Source organism: Aquabacter cavernae, assembly GCF_003993795.1.
Classification (GTDB): domain Bacteria; phylum Pseudomonadota; class Alphaproteobacteria; order Rhizobiales; family Xanthobacteraceae; genus Aquabacter; species Aquabacter cavernae.
On record NZ_RWKV01000017.1, the window covers coordinates 341,205 to 355,304 of the forward strand.

A 14,100-nucleotide genomic window follows, 5' to 3' on the forward strand; every position below is an offset into this window, starting at 1 on the left:
GACATACGCGCGCCTGCTCTTCACGGAGCTGTCCTGGATCGGTACCTGTGGGACGAGGTTGGGGCCCGGATCACGCCCGTACCGGCGGTCCGGACACTGTTCTCCTGGTCCACGGCCCGAAGGTGGATCGCTCCCGGCGCGCAAGCCGGGATACCGTTCGGCCACCTGTGATCGAGCACGGCCGAAACGATGCGTGCGGGTCGATGCCTGCAGGAAGCGCGACCGACGGTGGAACAGCGCGCCTCAATCTGCCGCCCGAGATGCCCGACGGTCGCGGCGTGGCTGAGACACTTTCGCGCATCGCCGTCCGGGAGATGTCCCCACCGCCCTGCCCGCATCGGGAGCGGCCGAGCATGCCAGGATGAAACGCCTCGGGGCGTCCCGGCCGCCCACCCCCTCGCCCGTCTATGGGTCCTCGCGGCTGGACGGACCACAAGGGCCAGCGCCGGAGCGGCCTCCTTCCGGTTTCCCACGTCCCCATGGGCAGGATGGACAGGCGCCGCTCGGACCCGCACCGCCCTTGATAACGGCGGGGAAACAGGGGGATTTCCATCTCCTCTGCGCACACCCGAGCGCTTGGGCCAGTTCCGGAAAAGCGATGGGGTGTTGCATATGGCTGACCTGACGCTAGCGCGCGGTGCCGGTGTGGATTACATTCATGTCCATCTCGTCTCGCGGAAGCGGCCCCTGTATGAGCTGCTCGCCATGCAGGCCGTGCTTGGCGGCACTCGCGAACCTTCGGTCGAGCCGTTGCAGGAGTGGCCTGATACATGAGCGAAGAGGCGTCGGAAGCGCCCCGGGTGCTTCTTGTTGATGACGACCCCGATATCCTCGTGGAACTGAGCGAGGGCTTGGCCTCGCTCGGAATTATCTCGCGGACCGCCGACACCGCGGTGAAGGCGCTGGACCTTGTGCATCGGCACGAGGAGTTGCAGGTGATCGTCACCGACCTGCAGATGCCGCGCATCGACGGCATTGAGCTTCTCCAGAAGCTCTCCATGCGCAAACGCGCGCGCCCGCTCGCCGCCATCGTCATCACCGGCCACGCCTCCCTCGACCGTGCGGTGGGCGCCTTGCGCCTGAAGGCGGTGGACTTCCTCCAGAAGCCCCTGCTGCCGGAGGAAGTGGCGCACGCCATCCAGCGCGCGCTCGCCTTGCTGGCCGACGAGGAATCCGAGATCGCGGAGGAGGACGGCCCCACCCGCACGACGGTGACGACGGCCCGCCCCAATTATCTGCGCGCTTTGGTGGCCGCCCGTGCGGACCGCGACGCCATCTTCCAGGCGGGCCTGTTTTCCGATCCCGCCTGGGACATGCTGCTGGACCTTGCCATGGCGGAGGCCACGGGCCGCCCCATCTCGGTCACCAGCCTGTGCATCGCGTCCGGCGCCCCGACCACCACCGCCCTGCGCCGCATCGAAGACCTGAAGGATGCCGGACTGCTGGATCGGATCCCCGACCCGCAGGACCGCCGCCGCGTTCTCGTCCTCCTCACCGAGGAAGGGCGCAAGCGCATGGAGGCCTTCGTGCAGCGCCAAGCCTCCCGCCTTGGCATTAATATCGACTGATATTAACCATCCAATTTGGAAGTGTCATGCTTCCGCGGGCCGATGAAAACCTAAAACATGGTTAACAAAAGTGCCGATACCGGCCGGTATGGGACTTTTTCTGCAGGCTCCGCTGGAACCCATTGGAAGGCGCCGCCGCGCCCGTGGATGTCCACAGGTCCCGATGAAGCGAGATCGGGTGTTCCCGAGGCTCCGATGCCCTCTTGAGCCGCAAGGCTCCCTCCCCCCCGCGCACAGGAAGGGAATGGGACGGCGGGCCATATCCGAACGCGCAAAAGAAAAGGGACGGACAAGTTGCCTTGCCGTCCCAAGATGGCGTCGGATTGGGGGTGCGGGCGGGGGCCCGCCCGACGCTAGGAGATGAGAGCTGACCGGCCGCGCCTGAGGCGACAGGACCGGGCCAGGGCATGAAACCTGGGAGGAGAAGGCGTCACCGGCCTGACAAGGCCGGCCCTGAGCCGTTCAGAGGGACCGCAAGATCCGGTCGACTTGCTGCGCAGGCCGATCGGCGGGGGCTCTAGCCGACATATTGGTAGCCGAGATAGCGCTTGGCATCGATCACGTCGTGACCGACCTGCTGGCGCAGCTTCTTGCGCAGCTTGCTCATGTGGCCTTCCACGACGCTCTCGTCCACGTCGTCGTTGAAGATGCCGTAAATCGTGTTGAAAATCTGAGTCTTAGTCACCCGACGGCGGCTGTTCTTGACCAGATATTCCAGGATGTGGCGCTCGCGGCGCGGCAGCGGGAGCGGATCGCCATTCACTTCGGGGTCACGCCCGTCGAAGAAGACCTTCAGCTTGCCTTCGCTGCTGGGCGCCTTCGGCGTCACCACCGTGCGGCGGCGCACGGCCTCGGAGCGGGCCACGATCTCGCGGATATGGACGGGCTTGCGGACCACGTCGTCGATGCCGGCGGTGAAGAGTTCCAGCGTCTGCGAGAGGCACTTCACGTCGCTGAGGGCAATGATGGGCGCCTGGCAGTGGCTGCGGATGATCTCCGGATAGTTGGGGCGGGTCTCGAAATCGCCAAGAAGGAAGCCTTCGACGGCCTCAAGGTCATTCTCCGAAGCAGCCTGGAGCCACTCCTTGAACTCACCTTCCCCCAGCCCCAAGGACGAAAAGCCTTCGCGCATGAAACCCGAGACGTAACTGCCGGCCACAGCTTCTCTATGATCAACGATTACGTACATGACATCCCCCTTACCTTACAGCACCTGGGATACGTCGAGCTTTTCAGGGAGTTTTTCACTTCCCTGCCCCGTGCTCGCCGCCGGTAAGCAACAATTAAGACTTGGCTTCCCTCCACTCAACGCGAGTTACTACGGATTTGACGGGCAGATTCGGTCCAATTTGGCGCTTTTTGGACTCGCATCTCGGAATCGCGCATAGGGGGAATCGCAACATGAAAGAGGCGCCGTCCGGAAATGACCGGCGGCGCCTCTGACCTGGAAATCGATGGCACTCTCAGCACGGCCCAGCCCCGTGGGCTCAGGCCTCGAACACGTTCTCGATTTTGCTCTTCAGGGTCTGCGCGTTGAAGGGCTTCACGATATAGTTGTTCACGCCGGCCTTCTTGGCCGCGATCACGTTCTCGGACTTGGCTTCCGCGGTCACCATGATGAAGGGCAGGCCGTTCAGGTCCGCATCGTCACGCACGCGCTTCAGCAGCTCGTAGCCGGTCATGGGCTCCATGTTCCAGTCGGAGATGACAAGGCCATACTGCCGCTCCTTCAGCTTGGTCAGCGCCTCGGTGCCGTCCGACGCCTCGTCCACATCCTCGAAACCGATCTGCTTCAGCAGGTTGCGAATGATGCGGACCATGGTCTTGTAGTCATCGACCACGAGAACCGGCATCGACAAATCAACCGCCATGTCCCACTCCTTCGGAAGGCAGCAAGTAGTGCTTCGGGGAGTTCTACTCCCGTTATCCTTGGTCTTTTAGTCCGCGCGAGCTTGCGCGGAGCTTGCGCAGCCAATTGGCGGGGTCTTTTCCTCCCATCCAAGTTTAGTCTAAGAATTCGTGATATGCGCCTTAAACCCGGACAAGGAGGCACGGATGCCGACGAGCATGCGTCCGTTTCGCATCGAGAACGCCGTCCACTCCAAGACAGGGACTTCCAACGTGGTGGCGACCATCCCGCTCGACCAGCTTGACCGTATCCTCACGGAACTCGCCGCCCTTCGGGCCGACCTGGCGCGAGCCACCCGCCTCTCCCCCGAGATCGAGACCGAAGACAGCAAGGGCGTGCTCTGGCAGGGCCTGGAGACCATCCGCGAGGCCATCGCCAACACCAAGTCGGAAATAGCCTCCATCCAGGCGGGCCACCATAGCGGCGCCAATCTGGACCGCGCCACCTATGAGCTGAGCGCCGTGGTGAGCGACACCGAGGCGGCCACCGAGGTGATCCTGTCCGCCGCCGAGAATATCGACGACCTGGTGAAGCGGCTCGGCCGCGACCTGACCGGCGAGCAGAAGGACATCGCCCACCAGATCCACGACAATGCCGTGCAGATCTTCGAGGCGTGCAATTTCCAGGACATTACCGGCCAGCGCATCAGCAAGGTGGTGGGGCTGATGCAGTTCGTCGAGCATCACATCTCGCGCATGATCGCCATCTGGGGCGGCCCGGAAGACCTGCACCGCATGGCCGGCGACCTCAAGAAGGAGCGCGAGCGCGAAGGCGATGCCGCCTTGCTGAACGGCCCTGCTTTGTCGTCCGACAACAATGTGGTGTCCCAGGACGACATCGACTCGCTCTTTTCCTGAGGAGGGGCGCCTCCTCCGGTCCGCGTGTGGGACGGTTTCTGTTTTTGAGACTTCACCTCCAACCGGGCGCCAACGCCCGGTTTTTTTTCGCCGTGCTCCATACGGCATGGGCCGCGCGACACGTCCTTGCGGCACGCGCAGGGAGCAGGCCAGGACCCAAAGCCGCGCGTGGGAGACGAAGATCCCGCGCGCGGCTGACTCGGCCTTCAGGCCATGCAGCGTCAGGTGCGGGGTCTGAGCGATCCGCAGCCCGGTGGGGTGCCAGCACCCGTTTGCGGCGGCCGCCCATCTGGCCCGGCGTCACCGCGCCCGTCGCCAGGTGGCGCTGCGACCACTTCACGACAGAGGACACCGCAACCCCAAAACGGGCAGCAACCGCGCGGCTCGCCTCTCCGGACAGAACCGCAGCGACAACACGTTCGCGCAAATCGTTCGAAAGAGGTCGGGCCATGCGATGCTGGCTTCCGCTCAGCCAGCATCTTGAATCACAATCCGAACGGATCGGGAATCCCAAACGATTCAGTCAAAAACAGCAACGCTCTGGCCCTCCAGAGTACGCCGCCCGTCACTCCCACTCGATCGTCCCCGGCGGCTTGCTCGTCACGTCGTAGACCACGCGGTTGATGCCGCGGACCTCGTTGATGAGGCGGGTGGCCGTGCGGCCGAGGAAGGTCATGTCGAAGGGATAGAAATCCGCCGTCATGCCATCCACGGAGGTCACCGCGCGCAAGGCGAGGACGTGGTCGTAGGTGCGCCCGTCGCCCATCACGCCCACGGTGCGGACGGGGAGGAGGACCGCGAAGGCCTGCCAGATCACGTCATAGAGGCCCGCCGCGCGGATCTCCTCCAGATAGATGGCGTCCGCCTTGCGGAGGATTTCGAGCTTCTCGTGGGTGATCTCGCCGGGGCAGCGGATGGCGAGGCCGGGACCCGGGAAGGGATGGCGGCCGACGAAGCTGTCCGGCAGGCCCAGTTCCCGGCCGAGCGCGCGCACCTCGTCCTTGAACAGGTCGCGCAGCGGCTCCACGAGCTTCATGTTCATGCGCTCGGGCAGACCGCCCACATTGTGGTGGCTCTTGATGGTCACCGAGGGACCGCCCGTGAAGGACACGCTCTCGATCACGTCGGGATAGAGGGTGCCCTGGGCGAGGAAGTCCGCGCCGCCCACCTTCTTCGCCTCGGCCTCGAACACGTCGATGAACAGGCGCCCGATGGTCTTGCGCTTCACTTCCGGGTCGGTGACGCCCTCCAGCTCCTTCAGGAACATGTCGGACGTGTCCGCATGGACAAGCGGGATGTTGTAGGTGTTGCGGAACAGGGAGACCACCTGCTCCGCCTCGCCCAGGCGCATGAGGCCGTGGTCCACGAACACGCAGGTGAGCTGGTCGCCGATGGCCTCGTGGATCAGCACCGCCGCCACGGCGGAATCCACGCCGCCCGACAGGCCGCAGATGACCTTGCCCGTGCCCACCTGGGCGCGGATGCGGGCGATGGCCTCCTCCTTGAAGGCCCCCATGGTCCAGGTGCCCTCAAGGCCCGCGATGCGGCGCACGAAATTGCGCAGCAGCTTGGCGCCGTCCGGGGTGTGAACCACCTCCGGGTGGAACTGCACGGCGTAATAGCTGCGCGCCTCATCGGCGATGGCGGCGAAGGGGGCATTGTCTGAGGTGGCGATGGCCTCGAAGCCCTGAGGCAGCGCGGTCACCCGGTCGCCATGGCTCATCCACACCAGATAGCGCTGGCCCGGCTGCCACACGCCCTCGAACAGGGGGCTCGGCCGCTTCACTTCCACTTCGGCCCGGCCGAATTCGCGGTGATGCCCGCCTTCCACCTTGCCGCCCAGCTGGTCGGCCATGGTCTGCTCGCCATAGCAAATGCCGAGCACGGGAATGCCCGCCTCGAACACTTCCTGCGGGGCGCGCGGGCTCTCGCCCTCGATGACCGAGGCGGGGCCGCCGGAGAGGATGACCGCCTTCGGCTTCAGGCGCGCGAAGGCCTCGGCCGACTTCTGGAAGGGCACGACTTCCGAATAGACGCCTTCCTCGCGCACCCGGCGGGCGATGAGCTGCGTCACCTGGCTGCCGAAATCGATGATGAGGACGGTGTCTTGCATGGAAAGGGCCTTCCTGTCGGCGGTGGCCCTTCCTTTAGCGGGAAAGTCGCGATTCCAAAAGCAAGGCCCGCGTCGCGGCGCGCAGACCTCTCATGCATTGGGCAGGGGGGACGGCTCATACCAAGGGTCCGTGAGCGTTGCTCACGGACCCTTGGTCAAGCCCACGCGGCGCTTGAGCGAAACCCACTCGGCACCGGTCAAAGATCGGGGCCGTTGGTATCAGGTGGCCGTCCAATGCCCCTCGCAGCCCTCCGGCGCCGCCTGCGCGCCCGCATGGCGCTTCTTCAGCTCCGCGCAGCCATAGGCGCGCGCCTGATCCGGCAGGTGGGAATTGATGGTGGAGCCGATCTGGTCGTAGGGCGAACCGGCGGCGAAGACATAATAGGCCCAGTAGCTGCCCACGGCGACCACCAGCAGGACCAACAGACGGATGATGAACATGGGTGCAGTCCTCGGCATGGGGCGAGCCCCGTCATGTCAAAGACGCGCCCACAGCCGATTCCGTTCCCGCCGGGCAGATCATGCCCGGCCCAAGCTTCACGCCGTGCGGGTCAGCACGCTCACGAAGAAGCCGTCCGTCCCCGTGCGGCGGGGGGTCATGAGCAGCCCTTCCGGGCTCTCCAGGGCAGCGGCCCGCAAGTCCAGCCCGCGCGCGCCCAGCGCCAGTACCGCCTCGGCCGGGGGCACCACCGCGAAATCGCCGTGGCGCTCCAGGAAGCCGCGGATCTGCGCGCCGTTCTCCGTGTCCAGCAGCGAGCAGGTGATGTAAGCAAGCCGCCCGCCGGGCCGCACGAAGCGGGCGGCATCGGCCAGGATCTTCGCCTGGTCGGCGGTGCGCTCGGCCAGCGCGCCGGGGCGCACGCGCCATTTGGCGTCGGGGTTGCGCCGCCAGGTGCCGGTGCCCGTGCAGGGCGCGTCCACCAGAACGAGGTCCATATGCCCTTCCAGGTCGCCCAGCACGTCCGCCGTGCCGCGCGGCGCGCGCACCTGCACGTTGCGCACATGGGCGCGCTGAAGGCGCTCATGAATGGGCTTCAGGCGGCGGATGTCGGAATCATGGGCATAGATCTGGCCCTTATTGTCCATGAGGGCGGCCAGCTCCAGCGTCTTGCCGCCCGCGCCCGCGCACAGGTCCAGAACCTGGCTGCCGGGAACCGGCGCGGCGAGGATGGCGGCGATCTGCGAGCCCTCGTCCTGCACCTCAACGAGGCCCTTCAGGAAGGCGGGCTCGGCCACCAGCGGGGGCGCCTTGCCCTCGGCATCCAGCGCGATGCGCAGGGCGAGCGGCGACCAGCTTCCCGGCACGGGCGCATGATGGGCCAGATCCTCCAGCACCGCCTCGCGGGTGCCGGCGAGGCTGTTCACCCGCAGGTCCAGCGGCGCGCGGGAGGCAAGCGCCCTGCCCTCTTCCGTCCGCTCATCCCCGAACACGGCGGACAAATAGGGATCGAGCCATTGGGGATAGTCCCCCTTCACCCACGGCGCGGCGCTGGAGAGATCGGGGGCCGCGAGACGGGCGCTCTCGTCCGCGGACAACGCGGCGGGCGCGAAGCGGGCGCCGTCCGCCAACCGCGTGATGGCGTCGAGATCGAGCCCGCGCACCACCGCCAGCATGCCCAGCACCAAAGCGCGCGGCTCGTCCGAGCCCATCACATAGGCGGCCGAGGCGCGCCGCCGCAGCGTGTCATAGACCAGCCCGGCAATGGCGGCCCGGTCTCCCGATCCGGCGAAGCGGTGCTTGAGGCCCCACTCCTTCAGGCATTCAGCAACCGGACGGCGGCGGGCGGCAAGGTCCGCCAGGACCTCGATGGCGGCGGACAGGCGGGCGGCAGGGGTCATGAACGCGGCCTTGCGGGCAGGAGATGTCCGGCCTCCGCCTGGGCGGCGAAGGCGTCGAGGGCGAGCGCGAGCTTCTCGTCGATGAGGTGGAGATAGTCCGACCAATCCTCGTAGCGCGACAGTTCCGTGCGCCCGTCGGTGATGCCGCGCAGGCCCATCAGCGCGATGCCGAAGCGGTCGGCGGCGCGCAGCACGGCGAAGGTCTCCATGTCCACCATGTCGGCGGCGATGGCATCATAGGCGCCGCCCGAAATGATGGCGCCGCCCGTGGACAGTGAGGCGGAGGGCACGCCCGCGATGCGGTGCGGCAGCGCGATCACCGCCGGATGGTCGCAGAACGGCGTGCATCCGCGCTCGAAGCCCAGCGGGGAAGCGTCCATGTCGCGATAGGAGACGCTTTCCACCTGATAGACGCCCGCATGGTCGAGGTTGCGCGAGCCGGCGGAGCCCAGGGTGAAGACGAGGTCCGGCACCACGCCCAGATGGCGCAGGAATGCCAGAGCGGCCGCCGTGGACGCCGCCGCCTCCACCGGGCCGACGCCGGTGATGAGCGGCTCGATCCGGCTGCGCAGATGGGGCCCGTATTCCATGGCCGTCGCCATGACGAACAGGATATCGAGCCCGCCGATGGAGCGGACGTGGCGGCGGGGGTCTTCCATGCGAGGCACCGTCGGAATTTTCGCCCGCGTTCCTCTGCCGCGCGGCGCCCCGTGTCAATGGCGTCTTCAGATGTTGAGCAGGATGGCCAGCGCGAACAGCACCCACATGATGAGCAACACCAGGGCCCCCACGGCGAACAGCGGGAAGCGCAGCTTCACGTCGTTGGAGGTGACGTGCACGAAGGCATGGGCATAGCGCGTGGCCACGAACACCCAGGACAGCACCACGAAGACTATGTCCGCCTTGCGGGTGACGAAGGCCAGGATCGCCAGGACGAAATAGAGGACCGGCAGCTCGAACTGGTTGGCGAAGGCGTTGGCGGCCTGCTGGCAGCGCTCGGGGAAGGCGCGCGGATCGAGCGGCGCCTCGCGCCCCACTTCCCCGCGCGCCACCGCGCCCCAGCGCATGGGGCCAAGCCAGAACAGCAGGATGAAGATGAGCGCCACCAAGGCAAAGGTGGGGGCGAGGATCATGGCTGCGGTCAAGGTGGTCTCCCTCCATCAGGTTCCGGATACAGGAACCTTGAACTCGGGCATGCGTTCCACCATCGGAGACAACAGCATGCCGGACGTGAACCCCATCCCCACCCTGCGGGCCGCAAGCGAGGGGCCTGCGCATCGCCCCTTGTTCACCCGTGTGTCGCAGGCGGTGTCGAAGGCCGCCGGCAAACCCGTCACCTTCTTCCTGGCCGTTGCCGTCATCGTGGTCTGGGGGCTGACCGGCCCCCTCTTCGGCTACAACGATACCTGGCAGTTGATCATCAATACCTCCACCACCATCGTCACCTTCCTGATGGTGTTCCTGATCCAGAACAGCCAGAACCGCGACACCGCCGCGCTCCAGATCAAGCTGGACGAACTGATCGCGCGCACCGAGGGGCCGCGCAACGTGCTGCTGGACCTGGAGGATCTGGACGAGGAGACCCTGGATCGCCTGCGGGCCGATTATGCCCGGCTCGCGGACATTGCCCAGGAGGAGGAAGGGGAAGGCGCCGAGATCTCCACGCCGGACCGGCGTTTCAGCGACGTCTGCACGCCGGCGGCGGACGGCAAGGCGACGGACGGCAATTCCACCGCGGAACAGAAAAGCTAAGCCACGGGCGGGACGGAAAAGGCGGCGGGCGGAAGCCCGCGCTGCCAGCGGTCCACCATCTCCTCATAAGCCGCTTCCAGATGGGCGCTGTAGCGGTCGAGCCGGAACAAGGGCGAGGTCGCCCGCGCATCGGCGAGGCGGGCGCGCAGCGCAGCCCGGCGCGCGGGGTCGCGGGCGAGGTCCAGGGCGAGCGCCACATAGGCCTCGGCGTCCTGCGTCACCAGTTCCGGGCACCCCATGAGCGTGACGAGGCTGGCGGCGACGCGCGACGCGAAGGTGCGCCCGCGCAGCGTCACCACCGGCACGCCCATGCGCAGCATGTCGTTGGCGGTGGTGTGGGCGGTGTAGGGAAAGGTGTCCAGGAACAGGTCGGCCAGGGGCACACGGGCGAGATGCTCGGCCACGCCCGCGCGGGGCGCGAACACCAGCCGCTCCGGCGACACGTCGCGCGCCTGCGCCTCGCGCCGCACATTCGCCTCCGCCGCCGGGGCGGCCAGAAGCCAGAGCACGCTGCCCGGCACCTGCCGCAGCAGGCCCATCCAGACATCGAACATGGCGGGATCGATCTTCTGCGGGCTGTTGAAGGCACAGAAGACGACGCCCTCCTCCGGCAGGCCGCAGGCCGCGCGGTCCGGCGTCGGAGGAAGGACGAGGTCCGGGTCGCACGGCTGGTAGGTGTCCGGCAGATGCACCACCTGCTCGCTGAAGGTGGCGGCGTCCGACAGCGGCAAGGTCGCCGCATCGGCGATCACATAGTCCATCCCCGCCGCGCCCGTGGTGCCGGGATAGCCGAGATAGCTCACCTGCACCGGCGCGAGGCGGCGGGAATAGAGATCCACGCGATTGCCGCCCGTATGGCCCATGAGGTCCACGAGGATATCGATGCCCGCATCGCGGATCCGCCGCGCGAGGGCATCGAGATCATCGCCCGCGCAATCGATGAAACGGTCTGCCGCCTGCCGGACGCGCGCGCGATAGGTGGACCCGTCATCGATGCCGACCGACAGGGCGACCACCTCGAACCGCGAGCGGTCGTGACGCTCCAGCAGGCGAACGAGGAGATGGGTGACGGGATGCTCCCGGAAATCCGCCGACAGATAGCCGATGCGCAGGCGACCCGGCGCCCGCTCGGTTATGGCGTCCACGCGCTCGGGCGTGCTGCGCGCCATGCGGCGGCGGGCGACGGCGAGTTGGAGGTCGGGATCGTCCAGCATGAGCGTGTCGAACGGGGATGCGGGCGCATGCGCGGGGTCCGCCCCGGCTTCCAGCGCCGCCGTCAGGCGCGCATGGTCGCTCCAGTCGCACAGGCGCCGCCGCGCGGCAAACCACAGGCCGAGGCATTCGGGGGTCGCGGGGTCGCGGGCCACCGCTTCCGCATAGGCGTTTCCGGCCTCGTGGGAGAGATCGGCTGCATTGCAGATGAGGCCGAGATTGTACCAGAGCTTGGCATCGTCCGGCCGCCGCCGCAGCGCATCCCGGTAGAGCCGGATGGAATCCTCGTAGCGCCCCTGCTTGCCGCGCACCATGGCCAGCAAGTGGATCGCGTCGACGGCGTCGGGCGCCTTCTGGAGGAGCTTGCGATAGGCGCGCGCCGCATCCTCCAGCTGGCCGCGCATCTGGGCCTGATAGCCGTCCTGCAGCAGTTTCATCAGGTCCGGCGGCAAGGGTGGGGCAGCATCTGTCCGGGACAAGCGGGTTCTCGCAACGAGAGGTCGAGCCCGGCGGGCGTATCGCCGATCACGCCGCCTCTAGCATAGGGGCGGACCACGTTATAGTGAGCATCCAGGACGAATAGCGGGGATCCACCTGATGCCGATCTATGCCCTCGACGACGCGACGCCCGAACTGCCCGAGGAGGGCCACTACTGGGTGGCGCCCGACGCCACGGTCATCGGCCGGGTGGTCCTGAAGGACGAGGCGAGCATCTGGTTCGGCAGCGTGCTGCGCGGCGACAACGAGCCGATCGTGGTGGGCGAAGGCACCAATATCCAGGAAAACTGCATCCTCCACACCGATCCCGGCTTCCCCATGACGCTGGGGTCCAATGTGACGGTGGGGCACGGGGCCATCCTGCACGGCTGCACGGTGGGCGATGACAGCCTCATCGGCATGGGCGCCACCGTGCTGAACGGCGCGCGCATCGGCCGCAACTGCCTGGTGGGCAGCAATGCGCTGGTGACGGAAGGGAAGGAGTTTCCCGACAATTCCCTGATCGTCGGCGCCCCCGCCAAGGTGGTGCGTACGCTGGACGATGAGGCGGTTGCCCGGCTCAAGGAAACGGCGCTGCGCTATCAGGCCAATTGGAAGCGCTTCGCCAAGGGCCTCAAGCGCATCGACTAGGGCGTTTTTAGCGTTTCCTCCGCGCGAACCGCTTCACACGTCGCCTGGAAACGCTTTCGGGGCGGGCGCTCAGCGCCCGCCGCCCACCACCGGGGGAGAGCGGCTGTCGCCCAGCGACACCCAGAGCGCCGGATCTCCCTGGGACTGGCGCTTCACGAAGCGGTAGCCGGTTTCCTTCCAGGGCAGGATTTCCGCCGCCTGGTTGTCCAGGATCAGGTCGCCATGGTCGGTGACCACGGTGAGCACCGCATGGCCGTCGCCGTCCTTGTCGCGCACCACGGTGATGAGCAGGACCGAGGCGGGCCAGCCCATGCCCAGCAGCGCCTTGCGCTTGGCGAGCACATAATCCTCGCAGTCGCCCTTCCCGTCCGTGGGATAGGCCCAGCGCTCGGTCTCGCCGAAATGCTCCATGTCGGTGACCGGATCCACCGCCTCGTTGATCCCGGTATTCACCTTTTCCAGCTGGCCGAGCCGCGCCTTGTCCAGCTCCATCTCGAACACCATCTCGCCGGACGCGACGCAATCGGTGCCGTGATCGGCACAGAAGCGCACATAGCCGATGGGCGGGGTCGTGCCGCCGATGGCGGTGAGATGGGCGGGCTGGGTTCCGGACAGACCGCCATTGGCAGGCGAAAGCGCTGCGGTGCGGGTCTCTCCGGCGGCAACGCCCGTCGCACCTGCCAGGAGCAGGCCGAGGGTCAGGAGCAGGCGGGTGGGGAGCGGCATGGCGGCGATCGGGTCTCGGTTAACAATTTGATAATGCCCCATCGCCGCCGCATTTGCGCCGTCAACCACTCCTTAACCTTAACGTCCGGGGTCGCGTTTTCGTGATTGCGGCAGCGCTTCAGCTGCGGGCCGGATCTCCCGCCGTTTGTCCTTGCCTGCGCTGCGGCTGCGTCCTATGTCCGAAGGGTGCTTAATCCCGACGAATTGCGCCGCGCGCCGCACCGACAGCCGGTTCTCAACGTCCCCGGCGTGGTGACGGGGCTTTCCGCGGTCATGGCCGTCATCGAGTTGATCCGCGGCTTTCTGAGCGAGATGGCGGACATCGAGATCCTCGCCCTCTTCGCCTTCATCCCCGCCCGCTATTCCGGCATCCCGGAATTCGCCCTGCCCGGCGGCCTGGGCGCGCAGGTCTGGACCTTCGTGACCTATGCCCTGCTGCATGGCGGCTGGATGCATCTGGGCATGAATCTCGTCTGGCTGCTGGCGTTCGGCACGCCCGTGGCACGGCGCTTCGGCACCGCGCGCTTCCTCGCTTTCTGCGTGGTGACGGCGGCGGCGGGTGCGCTCGCCCATCTGTTGTCCTATCCCGGCGCCATGGTGCCCATGATCGGCGCCTCCGCCGTGGTGTCCGGCGCCATGGCGGCTGCGGTGCGCTTCGCCTTCGCACCCGGCGGCCCGCTCGGCCCCATGAATTATGGCCGGTCCGGCTTCGGCCGCTCCGGCCACCTGCCCGCCGTGCCCCTCGTGCGTGCGTTGCGCGAGCCGCGCGTGCTGGTGTTCATCGCGGTGTGGGTGGGGCTGAACTTCCTGTTCGGCGTCGCCGTCAGCCTGCCGGGCACGGAAGGCGCGGAAGTGGCGTGGCAGGCGCATCTGGGCGGCTTCTTCGCGGGCCTCCTCCTGTTCTCCCTGTTCGACCCGCCCGCCCCCGAGGCACACCGCACCGCCTTTCCACTTTAGACTCGCAACAATTGCGGGTTGCGCACCGGGCCCCTTGGG

15 protein-coding genes and 1 pseudogene are annotated in these 14,100 nt (G+C 67.1%); 6 read left to right on the forward strand and 10 right to left on the reverse strand.

Annotated elements, in window-relative coordinates; translation table 11 throughout:
* The first annotated feature begins 612 nt into the window (after positions 1-612).
* The gene (locus tag EJJ38_RS20395) at positions 613-774 is read left to right on the forward strand and encodes a hypothetical protein (protein WP_164738589.1); all 162 of its coding nucleotides are present in this window, start codon (positions 613-615) and stop codon (positions 772-774) included.
* The gene (locus tag EJJ38_RS19515; protein ID WP_127092096.1) at positions 771-1,568 is read left to right on the forward strand and encodes a response regulator; all 798 of its coding nucleotides are present in this window, start codon (positions 771-773) and stop codon (positions 1,566-1,568) included. The genes EJJ38_RS20395 and EJJ38_RS19515 overlap by 4 nt, the downstream gene beginning before the upstream one ends.
* Before the next feature lie 517 nt (positions 1,569-2,085).
* Here the strand turns inward: EJJ38_RS19515 and EJJ38_RS19520 are convergent.
* Entirely contained in the window at positions 2,086-2,757 is a 672-nt protein-coding gene (locus EJJ38_RS19520) for a response regulator transcription factor (protein WP_127092097.1), read from the reverse strand.
* Positions 2,758-3,055: 298 nt separating this feature from the next.
* Entirely contained in the window at positions 3,056-3,439 is a 384-nt protein-coding gene (locus EJJ38_RS19525) for a response regulator (protein WP_127092098.1), read from the reverse strand.
* A gap of 184 nt (positions 3,440-3,623) precedes the next feature.
* Between EJJ38_RS19525 and EJJ38_RS19530 the strand changes: the two genes are divergently transcribed.
* The gene (locus EJJ38_RS19530; protein ID WP_245454337.1) at positions 3,624-4,334 is read left to right on the forward strand and encodes a protein phosphatase CheZ; all 711 of its coding nucleotides are present in this window, start codon (positions 3,624-3,626) and stop codon (positions 4,332-4,334) included.
* A 156-nt stretch (positions 4,335-4,490) separates the two neighbouring features.
* On the opposite strand, the pseudogene EJJ38_RS19535 reads toward EJJ38_RS19530, so the two are convergent.
* The 6 genes and pseudogenes from EJJ38_RS19535 to EJJ38_RS19560 form a co-directional block, all read right to left on the reverse strand.
* Positions 4,491-4,785: pseudogene (locus EJJ38_RS19535) on the reverse strand (IS630 family transposase); the annotation flags it as partial.
* Positions 4,786-4,899: 114 nt separating this feature from the next.
* Positions 4,900-6,447, reverse strand: a complete 1,548-nt coding sequence (gene guaA, locus EJJ38_RS19540) for a glutamine-hydrolyzing GMP synthase (RefSeq protein ID WP_127092099.1) — start codon at positions 6,445-6,447, stop codon at positions 4,900-4,902.
* 219 nt (positions 6,448-6,666) lie between these two features.
* Entirely contained in the window at positions 6,667-6,888 is a 222-nt protein-coding gene (locus tag EJJ38_RS19545) for a hypothetical protein (protein ID WP_127092100.1), read from the reverse strand.
* 96 nt (positions 6,889-6,984) lie between these two features.
* Positions 6,985-8,286 (reverse strand): RsmB/NOP family class I SAM-dependent RNA methyltransferase, encoded by a 1,302-nt coding sequence (locus tag EJJ38_RS19550; protein ID WP_127092101.1) that lies wholly within the window; start codon positions 8,284-8,286, stop codon positions 6,985-6,987.
* The gene (locus EJJ38_RS19555; RefSeq protein WP_127092102.1) at positions 8,283-8,945 is read right to left on the reverse strand and encodes a 5'-methylthioadenosine/S-adenosylhomocysteine nucleosidase; all 663 of its coding nucleotides are present in this window, start codon (positions 8,943-8,945) and stop codon (positions 8,283-8,285) included. The genes EJJ38_RS19550 and EJJ38_RS19555 overlap by 4 nt, the downstream gene beginning before the upstream one ends.
* Positions 8,946-9,011: 66 nt before the next feature.
* Positions 9,012-9,431 carry an MAPEG family protein gene (locus tag EJJ38_RS19560; protein WP_245454338.1) on the reverse strand — a complete coding sequence of 140 codons (420 nt, stop codon included), beginning with the start codon at positions 9,429-9,431 and terminating at the stop codon, positions 9,012-9,014.
* 49 nt (positions 9,432-9,480) lie between these two features.
* Between EJJ38_RS19560 and EJJ38_RS19565 the strand changes: the two genes are divergently transcribed.
* Positions 9,481-10,038 carry a low affinity iron permease family protein gene (locus EJJ38_RS19565; protein ID WP_245454339.1) on the forward strand — a complete coding sequence of 186 codons (558 nt, stop codon included), beginning with the start codon at positions 9,481-9,483 and terminating at the stop codon, positions 10,036-10,038.
* Here EJJ38_RS19565 and EJJ38_RS19570 read toward each other — a convergent pair.
* On the reverse strand, positions 10,035-11,687 hold the full coding sequence (locus EJJ38_RS19570) for an O-linked N-acetylglucosamine transferase, SPINDLY family protein (RefSeq protein ID WP_127092103.1): 1,653 nt from the start codon (positions 11,685-11,687) through the stop codon (positions 10,035-10,037). The genes EJJ38_RS19565 and EJJ38_RS19570 overlap by 4 nt on opposite strands.
* Positions 11,688-11,847: 160 nt before the next feature.
* Here EJJ38_RS19570 and EJJ38_RS19575 point away from each other — a divergent pair, with 160 nt between their 5' ends.
* Complete coding sequence (locus EJJ38_RS19575) at positions 11,848-12,378, forward strand: gamma carbonic anhydrase family protein (protein ID WP_127092104.1); 531 nt, start codon at positions 11,848-11,850, stop codon at positions 12,376-12,378.
* 69 nt (positions 12,379-12,447) lie between these two features.
* Here EJJ38_RS19575 and EJJ38_RS19580 read toward each other — a convergent pair whose 3' ends face one another.
* The gene (locus EJJ38_RS19580; protein WP_127092105.1) at positions 12,448-13,104 is read right to left on the reverse strand and encodes a transglutaminase-like cysteine peptidase; all 657 of its coding nucleotides are present in this window, start codon (positions 13,102-13,104) and stop codon (positions 12,448-12,450) included.
* Between the two features lie 252 nt (positions 13,105-13,356).
* Here EJJ38_RS19580 and EJJ38_RS19585 point away from each other — a divergent pair, with 252 nt between their 5' ends.
* Positions 13,357-14,061: a rhomboid family intramembrane serine protease gene (locus EJJ38_RS19585; protein WP_338021904.1), complete on the forward strand. Its 705-nt coding sequence runs from the start codon at positions 13,357-13,359 to the stop codon at positions 14,059-14,061.
* Positions 14,062-14,100 lie beyond the last annotated feature (39 nt).

Bases quoted from the DNA above. Each gene is read 5' to 3' on its own strand.
- EJJ38_RS20395 (WP_164738589.1), top strand. From the start codon at position 613: ATGGCTGACCTGACGCTAGCGCGCGGTGCCGGTGTGGATTACATTCAT.
- EJJ38_RS19515 (WP_127092096.1), top strand. From the start codon at position 771: ATGAGCGAAGAGGCGTCGGAAGCGCCCCGGGTGCTTCTTGTTGATGAC.
- EJJ38_RS19520 (WP_127092097.1), bottom strand. From the start codon at position 2,757: ATGTACGTAATCGTTGATCATAGAGAAGCTGTGGCCGGCAGTTACGTC.
- EJJ38_RS19525 (WP_127092098.1), bottom strand. From the start codon at position 3,439: ATGGCGGTTGATTTGTCGATGCCGGTTCTCGTGGTCGATGACTACAAG.
- EJJ38_RS19530 (WP_245454337.1), top strand. From the start codon at position 3,624: ATGCCGACGAGCATGCGTCCGTTTCGCATCGAGAACGCCGTCCACTCC.
- guaA (WP_127092099.1), bottom strand. From the start codon at position 6,447: ATGCAAGACACCGTCCTCATCATCGATTTCGGCAGCCAGGTGACGCAG.
- EJJ38_RS19545 (WP_127092100.1), bottom strand. From the start codon at position 6,888: ATGTTCATCATCCGTCTGTTGGTCCTGCTGGTGGTCGCCGTGGGCAGC.
- EJJ38_RS19550 (WP_127092101.1), bottom strand. From the start codon at position 8,286: ATGACCCCTGCCGCCCGCCTGTCCGCCGCCATCGAGGTCCTGGCGGAC.
- EJJ38_RS19555 (WP_127092102.1), bottom strand. From the start codon at position 8,945: ATGGAAGACCCCCGCCGCCACGTCCGCTCCATCGGCGGGCTCGATATC.
- EJJ38_RS19565 (WP_245454339.1), top strand. From the start codon at position 9,481: ATGCGTTCCACCATCGGAGACAACAGCATGCCGGACGTGAACCCCATC.
- EJJ38_RS19570 (WP_127092103.1), bottom strand. From the start codon at position 11,687: ATGAAACTGCTGCAGGACGGCTATCAGGCCCAGATGCGCGGCCAGCTG.
- EJJ38_RS19575 (WP_127092104.1), top strand. From the start codon at position 11,848: ATGCCGATCTATGCCCTCGACGACGCGACGCCCGAACTGCCCGAGGAG.
- EJJ38_RS19580 (WP_127092105.1), bottom strand. From the start codon at position 13,104: ATGCCGCTCCCCACCCGCCTGCTCCTGACCCTCGGCCTGCTCCTGGCA.